The following is a 16,016-nucleotide window of genomic DNA, read 5'->3' as shown; positions in this document are numbered from 1 at the left end:
TCCTCCAGGGAGGGTCAGGAAAGGGTCCACTTCTGGTTCGCGGCGACTGTGCAGGTCATCTGCTGCACAGGGGTGCTGTCGGCGGTGTTGCCGCCCGTCACGTCGAGACATTTGGCTGATCCGGCGTTGCGGATCGTGCCGTCGGCGTTGGCGGTCCAGTTCTGGGCGGCGGTGCCGTTGCACGTGTAGAGCTGGATCTTCGCACCGTCGGCGACGCTGCCGCCGGACACGTCCAGGCATTTGCCGAGGGCCCGGAAGGTCTGTCCGGTCCGGGTCCACGTCTGCGCCGCCGTGTTGTTGCACGTGTAGATCTGGATCTGGGTGCCGTCGGCGGTGGCGGCGCCGCGCACGTCCAGGCACTTGCCGCCCAGGCCGGTGATGCGGCCGTTGCCGCCCGGCGCGGAGCCGGTCGTGAAGGTGAAGCTGTCGACGTCGAAGAGGGCACCGGTGCCCGTACCGGCGAATGTCACGTAGAGCGAGGTGGTCCCGGCGGGAGCGCCGGTGATCGTGCCGGTGACGTTGGCGAACGTCTCCCAGCCGCCGGTCGGGGCGACGGTCGCCTGGCCGATGACCGGGCCGGTGGCCGAGCCGGTGCGGAACTGGAGGGTGCCGCCCGTACCGGCCGAGGAGACCCGGGCGGTGAACGACGTCGCGTTGTTCAGGTTGTACGGGTCGAACTGGATCCAGTCGCCGTTGTGGATGTCGCCGACGGTCCGGCCGCCCTCGGCGGTGGTCTTCGTGATCAGCGACACTCCCGACGACGTCTTGAAGTGCTCGGCCTGGCGCTTGCGCGGCTGCAGGATGTTCTGCGCGTGCACGTTCAGGCCGCCGTTGTCGGTGTAGGACGCGTCGAAGATCGGGAAGATGTTGGCCGCGTCGTCGTGCTCACCGTCGACCGGGACGGTGATCGTGCCGGAGCAGCCGGTCTGCGAGGTGATCTGGTGGGCGTGCTGGTCGTGGCCGAGCACGTAAGCCATCGTCACCCGGGAGCAGGTGATCGTGCCGTCCTCGGGGTCGGTGACGGTGACGCTCCACGGCACGCTGTCGCCGAACGAGACGAGCTGGCCGGAGGACGGCAGGTTGATCGTCACCGTCGGGGCGGTGTTGCCGACGCTGATGACGACGTTCGCGGTTCCGGTCGCGCCCTGCGGGTCGCGCACGGTCAGCGTGGCCGTGTAGGTGCCGTTTGCGGTGTACGTCTTGGTCGGGTTCGCCGCTGTCGACGTCGTGCCGTCGCCGAAGGCCCACGAGTAGGTGAGGGCACCGCCTTCGGGGTCGCTGCTGCCCGCCGAGGAGAACGTCACGGCCAGCGGGGCCGTGCCCGATGTCCGGTTGGCGCCGGCCACGGCTGTCGGAGCGCGGTTGCCGCCGGCGACGTAGTCGTACCGGTAGAGAGCGCTGTTGGCGTCGCCGTTGAAGTAGCCGGTGCCGTAGTCGAGCACGTAGAGCGCGCCGTCGGGGCCGAAGGCCGAGTCCATGACCTGCTTGCCGTTCCACGGGAACGTGTCGATCGTGCCCGGGGAACCGTCGGCGTTCAGGTGGATGGGCTTGATCCAGCCACGGCCGAACTCGGCGGCGAAGAACTGGCCGTCGAACGACTGCGGGAACTTCGTCGCCGAGGTGTTCGCGGCGTTGTAGCGGTAGACCGGGCCGCCCATCGGCGACTCGCTACCGCCGCCGAACGCGGCAGGCGTACCGGCGTCGCCGCCGTATCGGATCCAGGCCGCGCGCGGCTGGGGCAGCGTCTGCTGGCCGGTGTTGCGGAAGGAGTTGTTCGTCGGGGTGCCCGCGCAGTTGTACTTCGGACCGGTCGCGTTGGTGGCGAAGTTCCATTCGTTGTACGTCTCGGTCGTGGTGTTCGTCCCGGTGCAGTACGGCCAGCCGTAGTTGCCAGGACTGGTGACGCGGTTGAACTCGACCTGGCCCGACGGGCCCCTGGTCGAGCTGGTGGTACCCGCGTCGGGGCCGTAGTCGCCGACGTAGACGATGCCCGTGGCCTTGTCGACGCTGATCCGGAACGGGTTACGGAAGCCCATCGCGTAGATCTCGGGGCGAGTGTTGGCGGTGCCCGGCGCGAACAGGTTGCCAGCCGGGATGGAGTAGGTCCCGTTGGCGTTCACCTTGATCCGCAGGACCTTGCCGCGCAGGTCGTTGGTGTTGCCCGCGCTGCGCTGCGCGTCGTAGGCCGGGTTGCGGTCGGTCCGCTCGTCGATCGGCGAGTAGCCGGCCGACTCGAACGGGTTGGTGTCGTCGCCGGTCGACAGGTAGAGGTTGCCGGCCGCGTCGAAGTCCATGTCACCGCCGACGTGGCAACAGATGCCCCGGTTGGCGGGTACGTCCAGGACGTTGACCTGGCTGGCCATGTTGACGGTGAAGTCGGCGTTGAGGGTGAACCGGGACAGGCGATTCACACCGGTCCACGTGGTCCAGGTGGCGGCGGTGCCGGTGGCGGGCGCGTCGCCCGCCGGGGTGTTCAGCGGTGGCGCGTAGTAGAGGTAGATGAACCGGTTGGTCGCGAAGTCGGGGTCGACCGCGACGCCCTGGAGTCCCTCTTCGTCGTGCGTGTAGACGGAGAGCGTGGCGACGACGGAGGTGTTTCCGGCGGCGTCGGTCCGCCGCAGCGTCCCGTTGCGCGCGGTGTGCAGGACCGACCGGTCGGGCAGCACCGCGAGCGACATCGGCTCGCCCGTCTCGGCCACCCCCTTGGCGAGGGTGACCTGCTGGAAGTCGGTCGCGTTGATGGGGTGGGCCTGGGCGGCGGTGGCGGTAACGCCTGTCGAGACGAGCAGTAAGGCGGCGGCGGTCAGCCACCAGCGGCGAGGATTCATCATTTCCTTCCGGAGCCAGTGGGGGGTGTCCGGTATTACGGATGTTTGAACCATGCGTAACCCGGCCGGCAGGGGGCCGGTGGGTCGGTCGGCGTCCGTCCCATCGACCCTGCTGGCAGGGGCCTGCTCGCCGTGACGGTGGATTCGGCTTCCGGTCGGCGCCTCCTGGCCTCCATCGGATGGCGAGCGGGCGAGACCGACAGGTCGGTCTGCGCACCGACCTTCCGGCCCGGCCTATCTCCTCGGGTACGGGCGACCTCCGGGGCTAGGGGGTAATGGCGATTCGGCCGTCATGACGCCTCGGCGAAGGCGTGGTCGCTGGCGAGGAAGCCGGTGCCGGCGACTCCGGCACGCGGGCCGCAGGAGCCGGTGTTGTGGTCGCATCGCACCCCCGCGCCCTTTGGGCCATCCGGGCTTCACTAGCGATCGAAGGTTAAATTGTTTCAGGAGAGGTGTCTAGATGTTACGACTAACTCAACATAACTTTTGTCGATTTGGACAAAAGTTCCTCTTCCCGGTTATGGCGGAAGCGAGATACCGTCCCCACGTGAAGACCAACCGGCCGGAGAACCCGCACCAGGCAGCCCTGCTGCGCCTCCTGCGGGACGGGCCCCGGTCGCGAGCCGAACTCAACGACCTCACCTCCGACGCCGCCGCACCGTCCGGCCAGTCCTACGGCGCCTCCAACTGGCGGATGTCGCGCTCGAAGCTCAACGCCTCCCTTGACCGCCTGGTCGACCTGGGCCTGGTCGAACCCGACGGCCTCGCCGAGTCACGGGGCGGACGCCGTTCCGGCCGCGTCAGGTTGTCGAGCACCACCCGGTTCGCGGCCATCGACATCGGCGCGACCTCGGTCGACGTGGCCATCACCGACGGCGAACTCAACGTGCTCGGGCACGTGAGCGAGCCGTGTGACATAAGAACCGGCCCGGCCCCGGTGCTCGACCGGGTGCTCGACCTCGTCGGGAAACTCCGAGAACAGGGGCTCTACACGCAGCTCATCGGGGCCGGCATCGGCGTCCCCGGGCCGGTGAGCTTCGCCGAGGGCGTGCCGGTCGTGCCGCCGATCATGCCGGGCTGGAACCGCTATCCGCTGCGCGAGACGATCAGCCAGGAGCTCGGCTGCCCCGCGATGCTCGACAACGACGTCAACATCATGGCGCTCGGGGAGCTGCATGCCGGGGTGGCCCGCCAGGTCAACGACTTCCTGCTCGTCAAGATCGGCACCGGCGTCGGCTGCGGCATCGTGGTCGACGGCAAGATCTATCGCGGGGTGTCCGGCAGCGCCGGCGACATCGGCCACATCGGGGTCGACGAGAACGGCCCGGTGTGCCCGTGCGGCAACACCGGCTGCCTGGAGGCCTATTTCGGCGGTTCCGCGCTGGCCACCCAGGCGGAGTCGGCCGCGCGTAGCGAGGCGTCTCCCTACCTGGCGGAACGGCTTGCCGCCGCCGGATCACTGACCGCCGAGGACGTCGCCATCGCCGCCGCCCAGGGCGACCCGGTGGCCATCAAGCTGATAAGGGACGGCGGCCGCCGGGTCGGCCAGGTGCTCGCCGGGCTCGTCAGCTTCTTCAACCCCGGGCTCGTGATCATCGCGGGCGGGGTGGCCCGGCTGGGCCACGTCCTGCTGGCTGAGATCCGGAGCGTCGTCTACCGGCGGTCGTTGCCGCTGGCCACCGGGAACCTGCCCATTGTCCTGTCGGAGCTGGAGGACATCGCTGGTGTCGTGGGCGCGGCCCGGCTCATCAGCGATCATGTGTACTCATCATGATCGGGGTACGGGGCAGGCGCTCGCCACGCTGCTGGAACAGCAGAACCGTGGCGAAGGCGCCGATGGCGGGGACGGGACTCGGAGTTGCTCCCATGTCCCGCGAAGTTCCCAGAAGTTGTCGGGCGGCTTGATCGAGGAGTAGTCGACGAAGGCGGCGGCGGGGGCGGTGGGCCTTGGTCGCGGTCGCCACGACCGTGCTGGTGAGCGTACCGACCTCGGAGATGGAGATCGGTGATCTCGTCGCCCTCGCGGAGGGTGAAGGGCAACTCCGGGACCAGGCACGTGCCGGTCGCCAGACCCACCCGTCGGGGTAGACGCCCTCGCTCGGCCACCTCCCACGCCGGGCGGATGGCCGGGCAACCGCGCACCCGCCGAGGCAGACCTTGGCATGTGGTGCGCGAGCTCATGTCGTTGACCACGGTGTATCCGGCGATCTCGCCATGGCGGCTGACGACCAGGCTCCGGGCGCGGTGTCTCGACATCAAGTAATCGATTGTTTACTTCTGGTCGTTTTGGCCACAGAAAAAACAGAGTGTAAGTTCACTTTTTTCGACTATCCTCGCCAATGCCTTTATGTCGTCCCTAATGCGGACATCGCCCCCTTGGTTCTCCGTAGACGACATCTTCGACGTCCCCTCGTACGAAAGGCGACTGGTGCGGAACCGTCTTGCGCCCATTGCGGTGGCTGCCGTTTTTTCCCTCCCGTTCATTTCCCTTTCCACTCCCGTACAGGCTCAGGTCAAGCCGTGCCAGGGCACCGGCACGGACAGCGCGGTCCAGAGTCCTGTCGAGATCGACCGTTCGGTGGCATGCCCGGGCACCCAGTCCGCGTTCGCCATCCACTACCCGGACAGGGTCGGCGGGACGCTCCTCTTCCAGGACAAACCTCCGCTGGACGAGGTGAGCGAGCACGACGACGTCAGGTTCATCATCGGCACCGGGGGCTCCCAGCCGTACATCACCTACGGCGGCCAGCGGTACAACCTGAACAACGTGCACTTCCACGGCCACGCCGAGCACAAGTTCGCCGGCCAGCCGTTCGCTCCCCTCGAGGCCCACTTCGTCCACGAGCGGGCGACCGAGCCGAAGGGCTACGTGGTCTTCTCAGTCCTCATCGACGCCAGGACCTTCCAAGGCCTGTCCCAGCACGACCGCCTGATCAAGTCGCCCCCCGCTCTCGGCGAGTCCAGGAGCGTCTACGGCGTCGACCTCGGGGCCATGCTGCCCGACAGCCGCGTCACCTACCGCTACACCGGCTCCCTCACGACGCCGGACGAGACCGGTTCCTACTTCCAGCCGGTGAACTGGGTCATCTTCAACCAGCACGCGAAGGCTCACCAGAACAACATCCAGTCGTACAAGTCACTGTGGGGCCCGGAGGGCAACCGCCGGGAACTCCAGGAGAACGACCCGGAGCCCAACATCTACTCGTACCACTAACGCTGCGCCGTTCCGGGTCCGCCCGGTTCCGTACCGACTCGCCGTGGCCGTTCACCCGCCAGGCGGCCAACTCGAACCCGGGCCGGTCGGCGTCGTAGAGCAGCTCGTAGACGTCGGCCGCCCCCTCGCTCTCGACCATGCGGACGGCCCGGGAACGTTCGTAGGTGACCCCGGCCGCCCACACCTCCATGTGCGCGTCGACCTTGAACGCCCAACTCGAGGGTTCAGGCCCACCGGACGAACGCTGTCAGCACCCTCATGAGCGGCACCATCCTTGTCGGTGACGACTGGCATCATGACGCGCAACCGATCAATGGAGTCACAGTGACAGACCTGCACGAGGAGTTCGGCTGGCTTTCGGAGTTCGGGCCGTTCTCCGACGTCTCCTGCGTCTCCTTCGTTCGATCCCTCTCCCCGGTCGAGGCGCTGACTCGTCTCGGAGCGGAGGTCGGGGGGATCGAAGAAGCGACCTTCGAAGAGCTACAGGAACGGACGATGAAGTGCGTCGACTCCAACGACATGCGCACCAGTTACGTAGGCACACTGGAGATGGACGGCTGGACAGTGCTCATCCAGCTCTGGTGGGCATCGATCGCCGTTGATCGTCACCTGCTGATGCGACTTTCTCAGGCGACTGAGGTCGTGTCGATCAACCGCAATATCCATGCCTCGGACTTCTTCGTCTACGCGGCTGACGGCGAATTGGTCACATGGTTCGACCTGCTGGGTCCCGATGCACGCGCGGGCAGTGATCCGGACCGATTGGTCGACATGATGCGCGAAGTCGGGCTGGACCCTGATCTGGATCCCGACCTGGACCTAGACCTGGATGTGGATGTGGATGACCCAGACCTTGGTACGGAATTCCCACGTTCCTTCGCTCTGGCAAGAAAGATCACCGGATTTCCCTTCTCTCAGGACATGCTCGACATGCGATTCCTGGGCGCCATGATCAACAGCAGGTGATTGCGATCAGGTAGGAGCGTGGCAGCCTCCCGCGGGCGTAGGTGTCAGGGCTCGGCTGCGAGCGCGTCCTGGCGCGGCTTGAGCCTGACGTCGACCCGAGAGAGGGTCAGATCCCGGCTCAAGCCGCCGCGCAGGAGCCGAATCCACGTGGGAGGCGCGTTAGTGCGCTTGCGCACGCCCCTTGCGCCGCGCGTTGTCCTGTTGCGGGATCGTCAATCGGTCCGGGTGCGGAGGCTCCGCGCCAGGGTGGGGATCATCACCGTCGCAGGGACGAGGTGTAGCCCGAGGAGGGCGATGGTGGTGGCGGTGTTCGCCCCGGAGAGGAAGGGCGGGACCAACGAGATCGCGGTCAGCGACACTGCCGTCCACACGAATCGCTCGGCGGGGCGAGCGCTCCAACGAAGAAGAGCCACGGCAATGACGATGCCCACGACCGAGAAGAAGCCGGTCACCACGGCGAACCCGGGCAACGGGATCGTCTCGCCACCATCGGGGATCTCGAAGTCGACGCCAACGGCCTGGGCAAGCGCAGCGGCGAGGGTGGTGGCCGCCATCGCTGCGAGCGTGGCGATGAAGCCGGTGCCGGCGAGCTTGCGGAGTCGATGGGGGTGGCTGGTCTGGCCCGATGCCGGGCCTGCGACGACCCCGGTGTCATTCATGCTGTTCATGTCGTTACTCCATTGTTCGGTGGCTGGCGTACGGGGTGTGTGACGGTCCTGGCCCTGGGGGTGAGGATGCGCACCCTCGCCGTGCGACGGCCGGGGTTGCGCAGGGCGCGGACGCCGGTGCCGCGGAGCCAGAACCCGGCGTCGCGTCCGAGGACCGGCCCGGGCTCGCCGTCGCGCAACTCCAGTTGCACCCGCCCGTGGGTGACGACGCCGAACGCGTCGCACCACTGCGCCGCAACCACCGGGACACGCGCGCCGCCGCGCAACACGAGCGTCCACACCGGGACTACTCCGTGCCGTCCGCCGGCAGGCGCTCCGGCAGTCCAAGCCGCGGGAACTGGTCGTCGTGGAACGTGACGATCTCGGTGATCGCCCCGCCGGTGACGCGCAGGACGTCGATCGTCAGCGGCAGGTACGCGCCCTCCCGCTTCCGCCAGAGGTAGAAGGCGACGGCGGGCTGCCGGTTCACGGAGGTGAGAACGGTGCGCAGGTGCTTCAGGTCCAAGAAGCCGCTCTCGACCCAGTCGTTCACCACCGTCTCGCGGCCGACGTACAGGCCCGGCGTGGGCGGCATCGAGCAGCGGACGTCGTCCCGCAGCAGTGCGGCGAGCCCGTCGATGTCGGTGGCCACGCTGGCGTCGGTATAGCGGCGCACCAGCTCGCGCGTCCCGGCGTCCTCTTCCCCGCCGGTCCAGTCCTGCCGCTCGGCGGGCAGGTGCTCCCGCATGCCGGCGCGGGCCCGCTGCAGCGCGCTGTTCACGGAGTTGACGGAGTCCCCGAGGAGCTCCGCGACGTCCTTGGCCGGCCAGCCGAGCACGTCCCGCAGGATCAGCACGGCCCGCGGGCGTGGCGCGAGGTGCTGGACCGCGACCAGGTACGCCAGCTCGATCGTCTCCCGCGCGAGGGCGAGGGTCTCCGGCTCGTCGGCGTCGCCGGCGGGCAGCTCGTCGAGCAGCCGGTCCGGGTAGGGCTGCAGCCACAGCACCTCGCCGCCGGTCGCCGGCTCCGGGCGGCACTTGGCGAGCAGGTCCAGGCAGGCGTTGGTGGCGATCCGGTACAGCCAGGCCCGGAACGTCGACCGCCCCTCGAAGGTCTCCCGCCGCCGCCAGGCACGCAGGAACGTCTCCTGCACGGTGTCCTCGGCGTCCTCGAACGACCCGAGCATCCGGTAGCAGTGCACGTGCAGCTCCCGCCGGTGCCGCTCCGCCAGCCCCGAAAACGCCGGCTCGTCGACCTCACCCAGACCGCTCACGCCCAGTTCCTCCAGCCGCGTGTCCGCACTCATCACGTCATCCTTCCGCCTCGTCGTGTCCCGTCGTAGGTGTGACGGGTACGGGCGCGACAACTCATCACTAGGGCCGGTCGGCATGGCTGATCCAGTGACGGATCCGGTGGCGGAGCACGACGCCCGGTACGGCGAGGAGGGCGCGGGTCCGCCGGAGTGGGCGCGGGTGCGCGACCGTCTGGCGCGTGCCGGGGTCGCCTGGTTCACGACGACGCGGCGGGCATGGACGCACGGGCACGGCACGAGGTCCACCGAAAAGGATGGGCTTGATCTTGGAGCCGAGGCCCGGCTCGTCGGTCACAGCGGAACCGCGGTCACGAGGCGCTCTACCGGAAACAGATCCGCCCGGTGCTCCTCGGCGGCGCCGAAGCAATGGACTTTACGTGACCAGAGCGATAGTCCCTCAGAATGCAGCAAGGGTGCCCTTCTTTCGAGAGGCACCCTTGCTGACCAGTGAAAACCTGAGGGTGTAGCGGGCCCCGCTACGGACCAGTCGCGCAACCGGTCCCGCGTGTACTGCGACAGCCGTACATGCGGGAACCGGATGCACGTCGCCGCCTATCGGGCACGGCGAAGGACTTGGATCAACAAGGGCGGAAGTGGTAGGCGGGCTCCCAGTTCACGTCCAGCCAGCGGTTGTCCACCGGGTGGGTCGGGCTGAGAACGCTCCATGTGGAGTTCAGCCGGACCGCCACCGCGCCGCCCGACTGGTTGTTGCGGATCCAGCCGCGGGCGTGCCAGTCGTAGAACGAGTAGTCGCCGCACTGGTACAGGTCGTAGATCTTCCAGGTGTTGATGTTGGCGTCCTGGTAGTCGAGGACCGCGATGCAGACCCGCTGGAACGGGCAGCTCGGCAGGTAGGAGGGTGCGCTGACTCCACGTGCTCCCGTCGCGTAGTGCGGCGCCGGAACGGCCTGGCCGTTGCCTCCGATGGTGGGGTTCGGGTCGAACGCGGCGGCCCCGGCCGACGCCGGGGTGACGAACAGCGTCGCACCTGCCAGTAATGCGGCGGTCGTCGCGACGAGCTTTCTGATCATGATTGCTCCGTTTCGATCGCGGACATTGCGAACACCAGTTCACCTCCCGGAGCGCCCGCGCGTGCCCGATCGGCCGGTATTCGTCCGTGATTTTGGGAACCCTGTCCGTCAGGCTGGGGCGGGGCCGCCGACCATGCGGGCGGGCAGCGCGTCCGGATCCTGGACGCGCTCACCCGATGCGCTGGTCGAGCCTGACCGAGAGCAACGCGGCCACGGAACCACCTATGGCCGGGCCTCCTCCCATTCCGGAGCCTGCCCGCCGAAAAGAGACCAGGAGTGAGCTCACCCCGGCACTCAGGACGAGCGGCACGCATAAGGTGATCGCGTGGAACAGGATGACCAGCTAGTTCTCAGCTCGTCGTTCGGTGCAGCGGCGTCCGCTTACGCCGAGCACCGCCCGGACTACGCGCAGGCCGCGGTGCGCTGGGCGCTTGAGCCCGCGCCCGGGCTGCGGGTGCTCGACCTCGGTGCCGGCACCGGCAAGCTGACCGCGACGCTGGTCGCGATGGGCGTCGACGTCGTCGCGGTCGAGCCCGACCCGGCGATGCTGGCCGAGCTGCACCGCGCGCTGGCGGATGTCCGCGCCCTGCCAGGTAGTGCCGAGGCGATACCGCTGCCGGACGCGTCCGTCGATGCGGTGCTGGCCGGCAACGCCATGCACTGGTTCGACATGGCCGTCGCGGGACCCGAGATAGCCAGGGTCCTCGCACCCGGCGGCATCCTGGCCGGCCTGTGGAACGTCCTCGACGACCGGGTCGACTGGGTTGCCGGGCTCGCGCGGGTCGGCGGGAGCGCAGCCATCGGCCCACGCGACACGCCCACCAGCTGGCACGCCGAGACGGCGGACATGCACCTTCCCAAGGCAGGCGTGGCCGCCCGGTTCGGCTCGCCGGAGCAGGCGGCGTTCCCGCACGGGCAGCGCCGCACCGCCGACTCACTCGTCGAGACCCTCGCGACGAGAGCGGGGATGCTGGTCATGCCCGAACAGGAACGAGAAGCTACGCTCGGTCAGGTCCGCGCCTACCTCGCGAGCCGACCTGAGACCGCCGACGGCGAGTTCACCCTCCCGATGCTGACCTGCGTGCTGCGCGTCCGACGGCTGTGAAAATCACCGACCGTTATCCCTGTGAGCGAGTCGCCAGCCCGCCGTCGACCAACGGTTACCCGTCCGGCAGGCTGGATGCGGTCATGCGTTCGACTGGGCAGACCCTGCCTCGGATTTGCGAGCGAGCAGGTGAATCGCCTGGAACTGCCGCCGGTCGGTGGGCTGAGGCTCGCGAACCATCCGGGCTACCTCGGCCAAACCGGCCGTACGCAACATCGCGGCGAGGTGATCCGGCGACCACCGATAGGCCGGCGCGACTGCGTGATCGAAGACCTGCGAAGAGTGAGACGGATCATCGCTGGCCGAAAAGCCGACCAGAAGGTGGCCGCCAGGTGCCAGCACACGGTGGAACTCCGCCACGATGACGGGGAGTTCCTGCGGCGGAGTGTGGATGATGGACCAACGTGAGAGTACGCCGCCCAGCACGCCGTCAGCGATGTTCAACGCGGCCATCGAGCCCACGTCGAACCGCAGGCCCGGGTAAGCCTGTCGAGCTAACTTGATCATCGCAGGAGAGGCATCAACGCCAAACGCCGCCAGCCCCAGCTCATCCAGGTAAGCGGTGATATGGCCAGGCCCACACCCCAGATCTGCGACCTGACCGTCCCCACTCGCACGTACGACCTCGGCGAAGGCACTCAAAATCGCGCGGTCCAAAGGCCTGTCACGCAGATCGTCGCGGAACAGCTGCGCGTACATGGGGGCAGCAGCGTCGTAGGCCTCGCGGGTAACACTGAGGGCATCGTGTTCGATCACGCTCACGACCGTAGTCCGCTGAGGCGAGCCAGAGAATCACGATCTTCCCTGCCGACAGGGAAGTCGCCGTTCACTACTCTCGGGTTTTCGTTCAGTGCTAGTCAAGTTCGCATTCGTACGTTAAGGCTGCCCATGCGTGACCGGAGCCATAAGGAGCGTTGGATGCCAACTCGCGTAAACCGGCAGACCGTCGATCTGTCCGCCTACCCAGACCTCATGGTCCTGTACCTCGGCATGCGGGTGAATCGTCTGTACGGGATCCGGACCTTCTTCAGCTTCGGCCGGAAAATCAGTGAGTCGGTCGCGGGCAAGCCGGACGGGCTGTTGCTGCACGAGCCCGTGTACTACTCGTTCTTCCCGATGAACATGGGCATGCGCCAGTACTGGCGGGACCTGCCGTCGCTGCTCGCCTTCGCCCGGTCCGAGCCGCATCGGGACTGGTGGTTGGGCTTCCTGCGGGACTCGGGCGGCACCGGTTTCTGGCACGAGACGTACTCGGTCAAGGGTGGCATGGAGGCCGTCTACGACGACGTGCCCAAGCCGCTCGGGTTTGGACGGTTCGCTGGGATCCAGCGCGCTCGCGGACCCATGTTCGGTTCCGCGGCCCGCCTGAGACGCTCCGACGACGGCAGCCCGGTCCTGAGCGAGACGGACCTGTACGAGTCCTAGCCGCTCGGGCCATCGCCGATGACCGAACACTCCAGACCAAACTGCATGCTAGACGGCATGTACGTGGCCCTGGCCGAACTGCTCGAACTGCCGCTACTCACCGACGATGCCAAGTTCGCCGGATCGACGGGCCACCGAGCGGAGATCCACCGCTACCCGCCACCGCTGGTGTAGGCCGTCTCTTTCGCGCAAGGGTCATCGGACCGGGAAGGTGACGCCGGTCAGATCCTCCGAGATCGTCCATAGCCGACGCTGAGCCGCCACGTCGTACGATCGCGCGCTTGACTTGACGACCTTGGGAAGCCCCTTGCTCTCCTGGAAACCGGCAGGGCCATAGTACTGACCGCCCTGTACGTCCGGGTCCGTGGCTGCTCGTAGCAGGGGCAGCGCCCCCATCTCGGCAGGCTGAATCAGCAATGGCCGGACCAGGGCGAACAGCGCGCGGAAGTACACAGGCTGCAGCGAGACCGACGTTCTGGACCCTCCCGTGTCGGATCCCCCCGGGTGCGCGGCGACGGCGACGGTCTCGCTCTTGCCCGCGAGCCTGCGCTGGAGTTCGTAGGTGAACATCAGGTTGGCCAGTTTGGAGTGCCCGTACGCGGCGACCCGGCTGTACGTGCTGGTTTTCCAGTCGAGGTCGTCAAAGTCGATCGGTCCGCCCTGCCGGTGCCCCGCGCTGCTGACGGTGACGACGCGAGAGCGGGGGACGCGCAGCATCTTGTCGAGCAGCAGCCCGGTGAGGGCGAAATGTCCCAGGTGGTTGGTCCCGAACTGCAGCTCGAAGCCGTCCACGGTGGTCATGTGCGGCGTGTACATCACGCCGGCGTTATTGATCGGCAGGTCGATGCCGGCCCGCGTGTCCCGCAGTTCGGCGGCGGCCGCGCGGACCGAGGCCAGCGAGGCCAGGTCGAGGTGCAGCACCGCCACGTCGGCGTCCGCGTAGGCATCGGCGATCCGGGCCGCGGCCTGCTTGCCCTTGTCGACGTCCCGTACGGCCAGCACCACGGATGCCCCCCGTGCGGCGAGCACCTTGGCCGTCTCGAAGCCGATGCCGGTGTTGCCTCCGGTGACCACCGCGACACGGCCATGCTGGCTGGGTACATCGTCGCTGGTCCAGCGCTGTCTGGACATAAGTCCCTCCAGATATAATCGGGGCGCACGTTCCGGTTATGGAGACATTACCGGAACGCACGCCCCGTTTGTCTAGGAGGCTCGTTGACCGAGAATTCCCGCCCGCTGCGCGCGGACGCCGCCCGCAACCGGGCACGCGTGCTGAAAGTCGCCTACGAGACCTTCGCCGAGGAGGGGGCCACGGTCCCGATCGACGAGATCGCCCGCCGGGCAGGCGTGGGCGCGGGAACCGTGTACCGGCACTTCCCGACCAAGGAATCGCTGTTCCAGGCGATCGTGGCCGACCGGATGCGCCAGGTCGTCGAGCGGTCCCGCGCCCAGGCGGCAGCCGACCCGGGCGAAGGACTGTACGCGTTCCTGATCCAGATGGCCGAGCAGGGCGCGAGCGACCTCGGACTGACCGACGCGTTCGCGGGGGTTGGCTTCGACCTGGCGGAGGCCCTGCCTGACGCCGAGCACGAGTTCATGGGGATGGTGGCCGAGATCCTCGCCCAGGCCCAGCGCGCGGGCACCGTACGGCCCGACCTTGACGCCGCCGACATCAAGACCCTGATCGTCGGCCTGCAGGCGATGCGCCGCTTCCGCGGCGACGGCGAGTTGATGCGCCGGGTCTATCCCGTGATCCGGGCCGGCCTGGCCGTACCGAATTCATAAGAGCCGGCCAACGCGCGGGTCCCGCATGAGGCCGTCGAGGATGGTGTCGATCGCCTTCACCCGGCTCTCCGGGCTGTCCGTGGTGAGCGTCATGCGGACGAACACGGCGATGTCCTGGACGGTGATGCCAGGACGCAGTCCGCCGATCTCCCGCAACCGCGATGTGGCCGGCCCGACCACACTCTCGATGAGGCGCTGAGCGTGCTCGCCAGCGCGACCGCCGGCGTTGGCCAGCCGGGCGAAGGTGGCCACCTCCTGCTCGGACATGTCACAGCTTCGGGTGAACACCGCCCGGAACGCCTGCCATGGGTCCCCGATCTGGGCGACCCGTTCCGCGTTCTCCCGTACCGCCTCGACCAGGTCGTCCAGCACCGCTTCAAGGAGTTCCTCCTTGCCCGGAAAGTGCCGGTACAGCGTCGTCGGCCCGACCCCCGCGCGCCGCGCGACTTCTTCGAGTGAGATGCCGGGGCCCTGCTCGCCGAACGCCTCACGCGCGGCGGTCACGAGGCGCTGACGGTTCCGGATCTGGTCCTTGCGTGGCGAGCGCATCAGTGACGTACCTCCCAAAGAAACGGTAGCAATACTCCCACTTTCTCGCTACGTTGGAAAACGGAAGTATAACTACCACATTGCTTGGAGGACTTGTGGTCTGGAACCCCGAGGCCCTGCCGGACTCACCCCCGCAACCAGGGAGCTGAGCGCATGGAAATCGGCCTGTCGAACTACGGCGCCGCGCCCATCCCGCGACTTCTGACCGAGATCGAACGCGCGGCGGCGGACGGCTTCTCGCGCTTCTGGCTGGGCGAGCACGGCGGATGGGATCCGCTGACCGTGTTCGCCGCACTGGGCAACCGCGCACCGAACATCCAGGTGGCCACGTCTGTCATGGGAACCTACCCGCGGCATCCCCTTCGCCCTCGCCGCCCAAGCGCTGACCACGCACGCCGCCACAGGCGGGCGGCTGACGCTCGGCATCGGCCCGAGCCACGCACCGGTCGTCGAGAGCCGGTACGGACTGACGTGGCAGCCGCCCGTGCGGCACACGCGCGAGATCCTGGACGTGCTCAACCCCGTCCTGCGAGGCGAGGACGTGGAGTTCCGCGGCCAAGTGGTCACTGCGGCCGGCGGTGTCGCCGCACCGGGCGTGGCTCCGCCCTCCCTCCTACTCGCCGCGAACGGACCTCGCATGCTGGCTCTCGCGGGTGAACTGGCCGACGGCGCCCTCACGATGTGGACGACACCCCGATTCCTCGCCGAGGCCGTGGTTCCGGCCGTCACGACCGCGGCGGCGGGGCGAGCGGCACCGCGCATCGTCGTCGGACTACTCGCGTCCGTGACCTCCGATGTGGACGGAGCACGTGAACGCGTCAACACGGACTTCCGCCAGGCCGCGACGCTGCCCACTTTCAGCGCCTTGCTCGAGCGGCAGGGCTCCACGGGCCCGGCAGACACCTTGATCGCCGGTGACGAAGCGGCCGCCGAGCAGGCGGTACGCCATTTCGCCGACGCCGGAGCGACCGAGCTGATCATCTTCCCGGTCGGGCTTCCCGAGGACCAAGTCCGCACGGTCACGTTGTTCGCCGACCTAGCGAAAAAACATCGCGGCTAGCTCCGCCCCGCAGGTTCCGGTGGATCCTGGCACGGCTCAGGCACTCCATGAATCGTCCGTCTGCTCGCTCCGCGTCTTCTAGGACCGTGGGCAT

Annotated in this window: 15 protein-coding genes and 2 pseudogenes; 9 read left to right on the top strand and 8 right to left on the bottom strand. The window is 68.0% G+C overall.

Annotated features, from left to right (window positions below; genetic code table 11):
• Nucleotides 1-14: 14 nt before the first annotated feature.
• On the bottom strand, nt 15-2,831 hold the full coding sequence (locus Aple_RS41675; protein ID WP_218038763.1) for a PQQ-dependent sugar dehydrogenase: 2,817 nt from the start codon (nt 2,829-2,831) through the stop codon (nt 15-17).
• Between the two features lie 544 nt (nt 2,832-3,375).
• Here Aple_RS41675 and Aple_RS41670 point away from each other — a divergent pair.
• The 3 genes from Aple_RS41670 (at nt 3,376) to Aple_RS41660 (ending at nt 7,008) form a co-directional block, all read left to right on the top strand.
• Nucleotides 3,376-4,602, top strand: coding sequence for an ROK family protein (locus tag Aple_RS41670; protein WP_218038762.1), 1,227 nt, complete (start codon nt 3,376-3,378; stop codon nt 4,600-4,602).
• A gap of 681 nt (nt 4,603-5,283) precedes the next feature.
• Nucleotides 5,284-6,042 carry a carbonic anhydrase family protein gene (locus Aple_RS41665; protein WP_170321930.1) on the top strand — a complete coding sequence of 253 codons (759 nt, stop codon included), beginning with the start codon at nt 5,284-5,286 and terminating at the stop codon, nt 6,040-6,042.
• 258 nt (nt 6,043-6,300) lie between these two features.
• Nucleotides 6,301-7,008, top strand: a complete 708-nt coding sequence (locus Aple_RS41660; RefSeq protein ID WP_155350288.1) for a DUF6461 domain-containing protein — start codon at nt 6,301-6,303, stop codon at nt 7,006-7,008.
• Nucleotides 7,009-7,220: 212 nt separating this feature from the next.
• Here Aple_RS41660 and Aple_RS53855 read toward each other — a convergent pair whose 3' ends face one another.
• The 3 genes from Aple_RS53855 to Aple_RS41650 are packed head-to-tail and all read right to left on the bottom strand — an operon-like array spanning nt 7,221 to nt 8,961.
• The gene (locus tag Aple_RS53855; RefSeq protein ID WP_218038761.1) at nt 7,221-7,676 is read right to left on the bottom strand and encodes a DUF6069 family protein; all 456 of its coding nucleotides are present in this window, start codon (nt 7,674-7,676) and stop codon (nt 7,221-7,223) included.
• Nucleotides 7,673-7,957, bottom strand: coding sequence for a hypothetical protein (locus tag Aple_RS53850; RefSeq protein ID WP_218038760.1), 285 nt, complete (start codon nt 7,955-7,957; stop codon nt 7,673-7,675). The genes Aple_RS53855 and Aple_RS53850 overlap by 4 nt, the downstream gene beginning before the upstream one ends.
• A gap of 5 nt (nt 7,958-7,962) precedes the next feature.
• Nucleotides 7,963-8,961, bottom strand: a complete 999-nt coding sequence (locus tag Aple_RS41650; protein WP_155350287.1) for an RNA polymerase subunit sigma-70 — start codon at nt 8,959-8,961, stop codon at nt 7,963-7,965.
• Between the two features lie 499 nt (nt 8,962-9,460).
• On the opposite strand from Aple_RS41650, the pseudogene Aple_RS55140 reads away from it, so the two are divergent.
• Nucleotides 9,461-9,622 (top strand): annotated as a pseudogene (locus Aple_RS55140) (CGNR zinc finger domain-containing protein); the annotation flags it as partial.
• Here Aple_RS55140 and Aple_RS41640 read toward each other — a convergent pair.
• Nucleotides 9,546-9,998 (bottom strand): hypothetical protein, encoded by a 453-nt coding sequence (locus tag Aple_RS41640; RefSeq protein ID WP_155350286.1) that lies wholly within the window; start codon nt 9,996-9,998, stop codon nt 9,546-9,548. The pseudogene Aple_RS55140 and the gene Aple_RS41640 sit on opposite strands and share 77 nt — an antisense overlap.
• A gap of 325 nt (nt 9,999-10,323) precedes the next feature.
• On the opposite strand from Aple_RS41640, the gene Aple_RS41635 reads away from it, so the two are divergent.
• Complete coding sequence (locus Aple_RS41635; protein ID WP_155350285.1) at nt 10,324-11,103, top strand: class I SAM-dependent methyltransferase; 780 nt, start codon at nt 10,324-10,326, stop codon at nt 11,101-11,103.
• An 81-nt stretch (nt 11,104-11,184) separates the two neighbouring features.
• On the opposite strand, the gene Aple_RS41630 is transcribed toward Aple_RS41635, so the two are convergent.
• Nucleotides 11,185-11,859, bottom strand: a complete 675-nt coding sequence (locus Aple_RS41630; protein WP_155350284.1) for a class I SAM-dependent methyltransferase — start codon at nt 11,857-11,859, stop codon at nt 11,185-11,187.
• Between the two features lie 162 nt (nt 11,860-12,021).
• On the opposite strand from Aple_RS41630, the gene Aple_RS41625 reads away from it, so the two are divergent.
• Nucleotides 12,022-12,528 carry a monooxygenase family protein gene (locus Aple_RS41625; RefSeq protein ID WP_155350283.1) on the top strand — a complete coding sequence of 169 codons (507 nt, stop codon included), beginning with the start codon at nt 12,022-12,024 and terminating at the stop codon, nt 12,526-12,528.
• Nucleotides 12,529-12,723: 195 nt separating this feature from the next.
• On the opposite strand, the gene Aple_RS41615 is transcribed toward Aple_RS41625, so the two are convergent.
• Nucleotides 12,724-13,659: an SDR family NAD(P)-dependent oxidoreductase gene (locus Aple_RS41615; RefSeq protein ID WP_155350282.1), complete on the bottom strand. Its 936-nt coding sequence runs from the start codon at nt 13,657-13,659 to the stop codon at nt 12,724-12,726.
• 84 nt (nt 13,660-13,743) lie between these two features.
• Between Aple_RS41615 and Aple_RS41610 the strand changes: the two genes are divergently transcribed.
• Entirely contained in the window at nt 13,744-14,313 is a 570-nt protein-coding gene (locus tag Aple_RS41610; protein WP_155350281.1) for a TetR/AcrR family transcriptional regulator, read from the top strand.
• Here Aple_RS41610 and Aple_RS41605 read toward each other — a convergent pair.
• Nucleotides 14,308-14,862, bottom strand: a complete 555-nt coding sequence (locus Aple_RS41605; RefSeq protein WP_155350280.1) for a TetR/AcrR family transcriptional regulator — start codon at nt 14,860-14,862, stop codon at nt 14,308-14,310. The two genes, Aple_RS41610 and Aple_RS41605, sit on opposite strands and share 6 nt — an antisense overlap.
• 153 nt (nt 14,863-15,015) lie before the next feature.
• Here Aple_RS41605 and Aple_RS56510 point away from each other — a divergent pair.
• Together Aple_RS56510 and Aple_RS53840 are read left to right on the top strand one after the other, a co-directional pair.
• Nucleotides 15,016-15,213 (top strand): annotated as a pseudogene (locus Aple_RS56510) (LLM class flavin-dependent oxidoreductase); the annotation flags it as partial.
• Nucleotides 15,194-15,922, top strand: coding sequence for an LLM class flavin-dependent oxidoreductase (locus Aple_RS53840; RefSeq protein ID WP_308805546.1), 729 nt, complete (start codon nt 15,194-15,196; stop codon nt 15,920-15,922). The pseudogene Aple_RS56510 and the gene Aple_RS53840, both read left to right, overlap by 20 nt.
• The last annotated feature ends 94 nt before the right edge of the window (nt 15,923-16,016 follow it).

The sequence above is a fragment of the Acrocarpospora pleiomorpha genome, from assembly GCF_009687885.1.
Taxonomy (GTDB): Bacteria; Actinomycetota; Actinomycetes; order Streptosporangiales; family Streptosporangiaceae; genus Acrocarpospora; species Acrocarpospora pleiomorpha.
The sequence above is the reverse complement of the archived record's forward strand: the minus strand, read 5'-3'. Positions and strand labels throughout refer to the sequence as shown.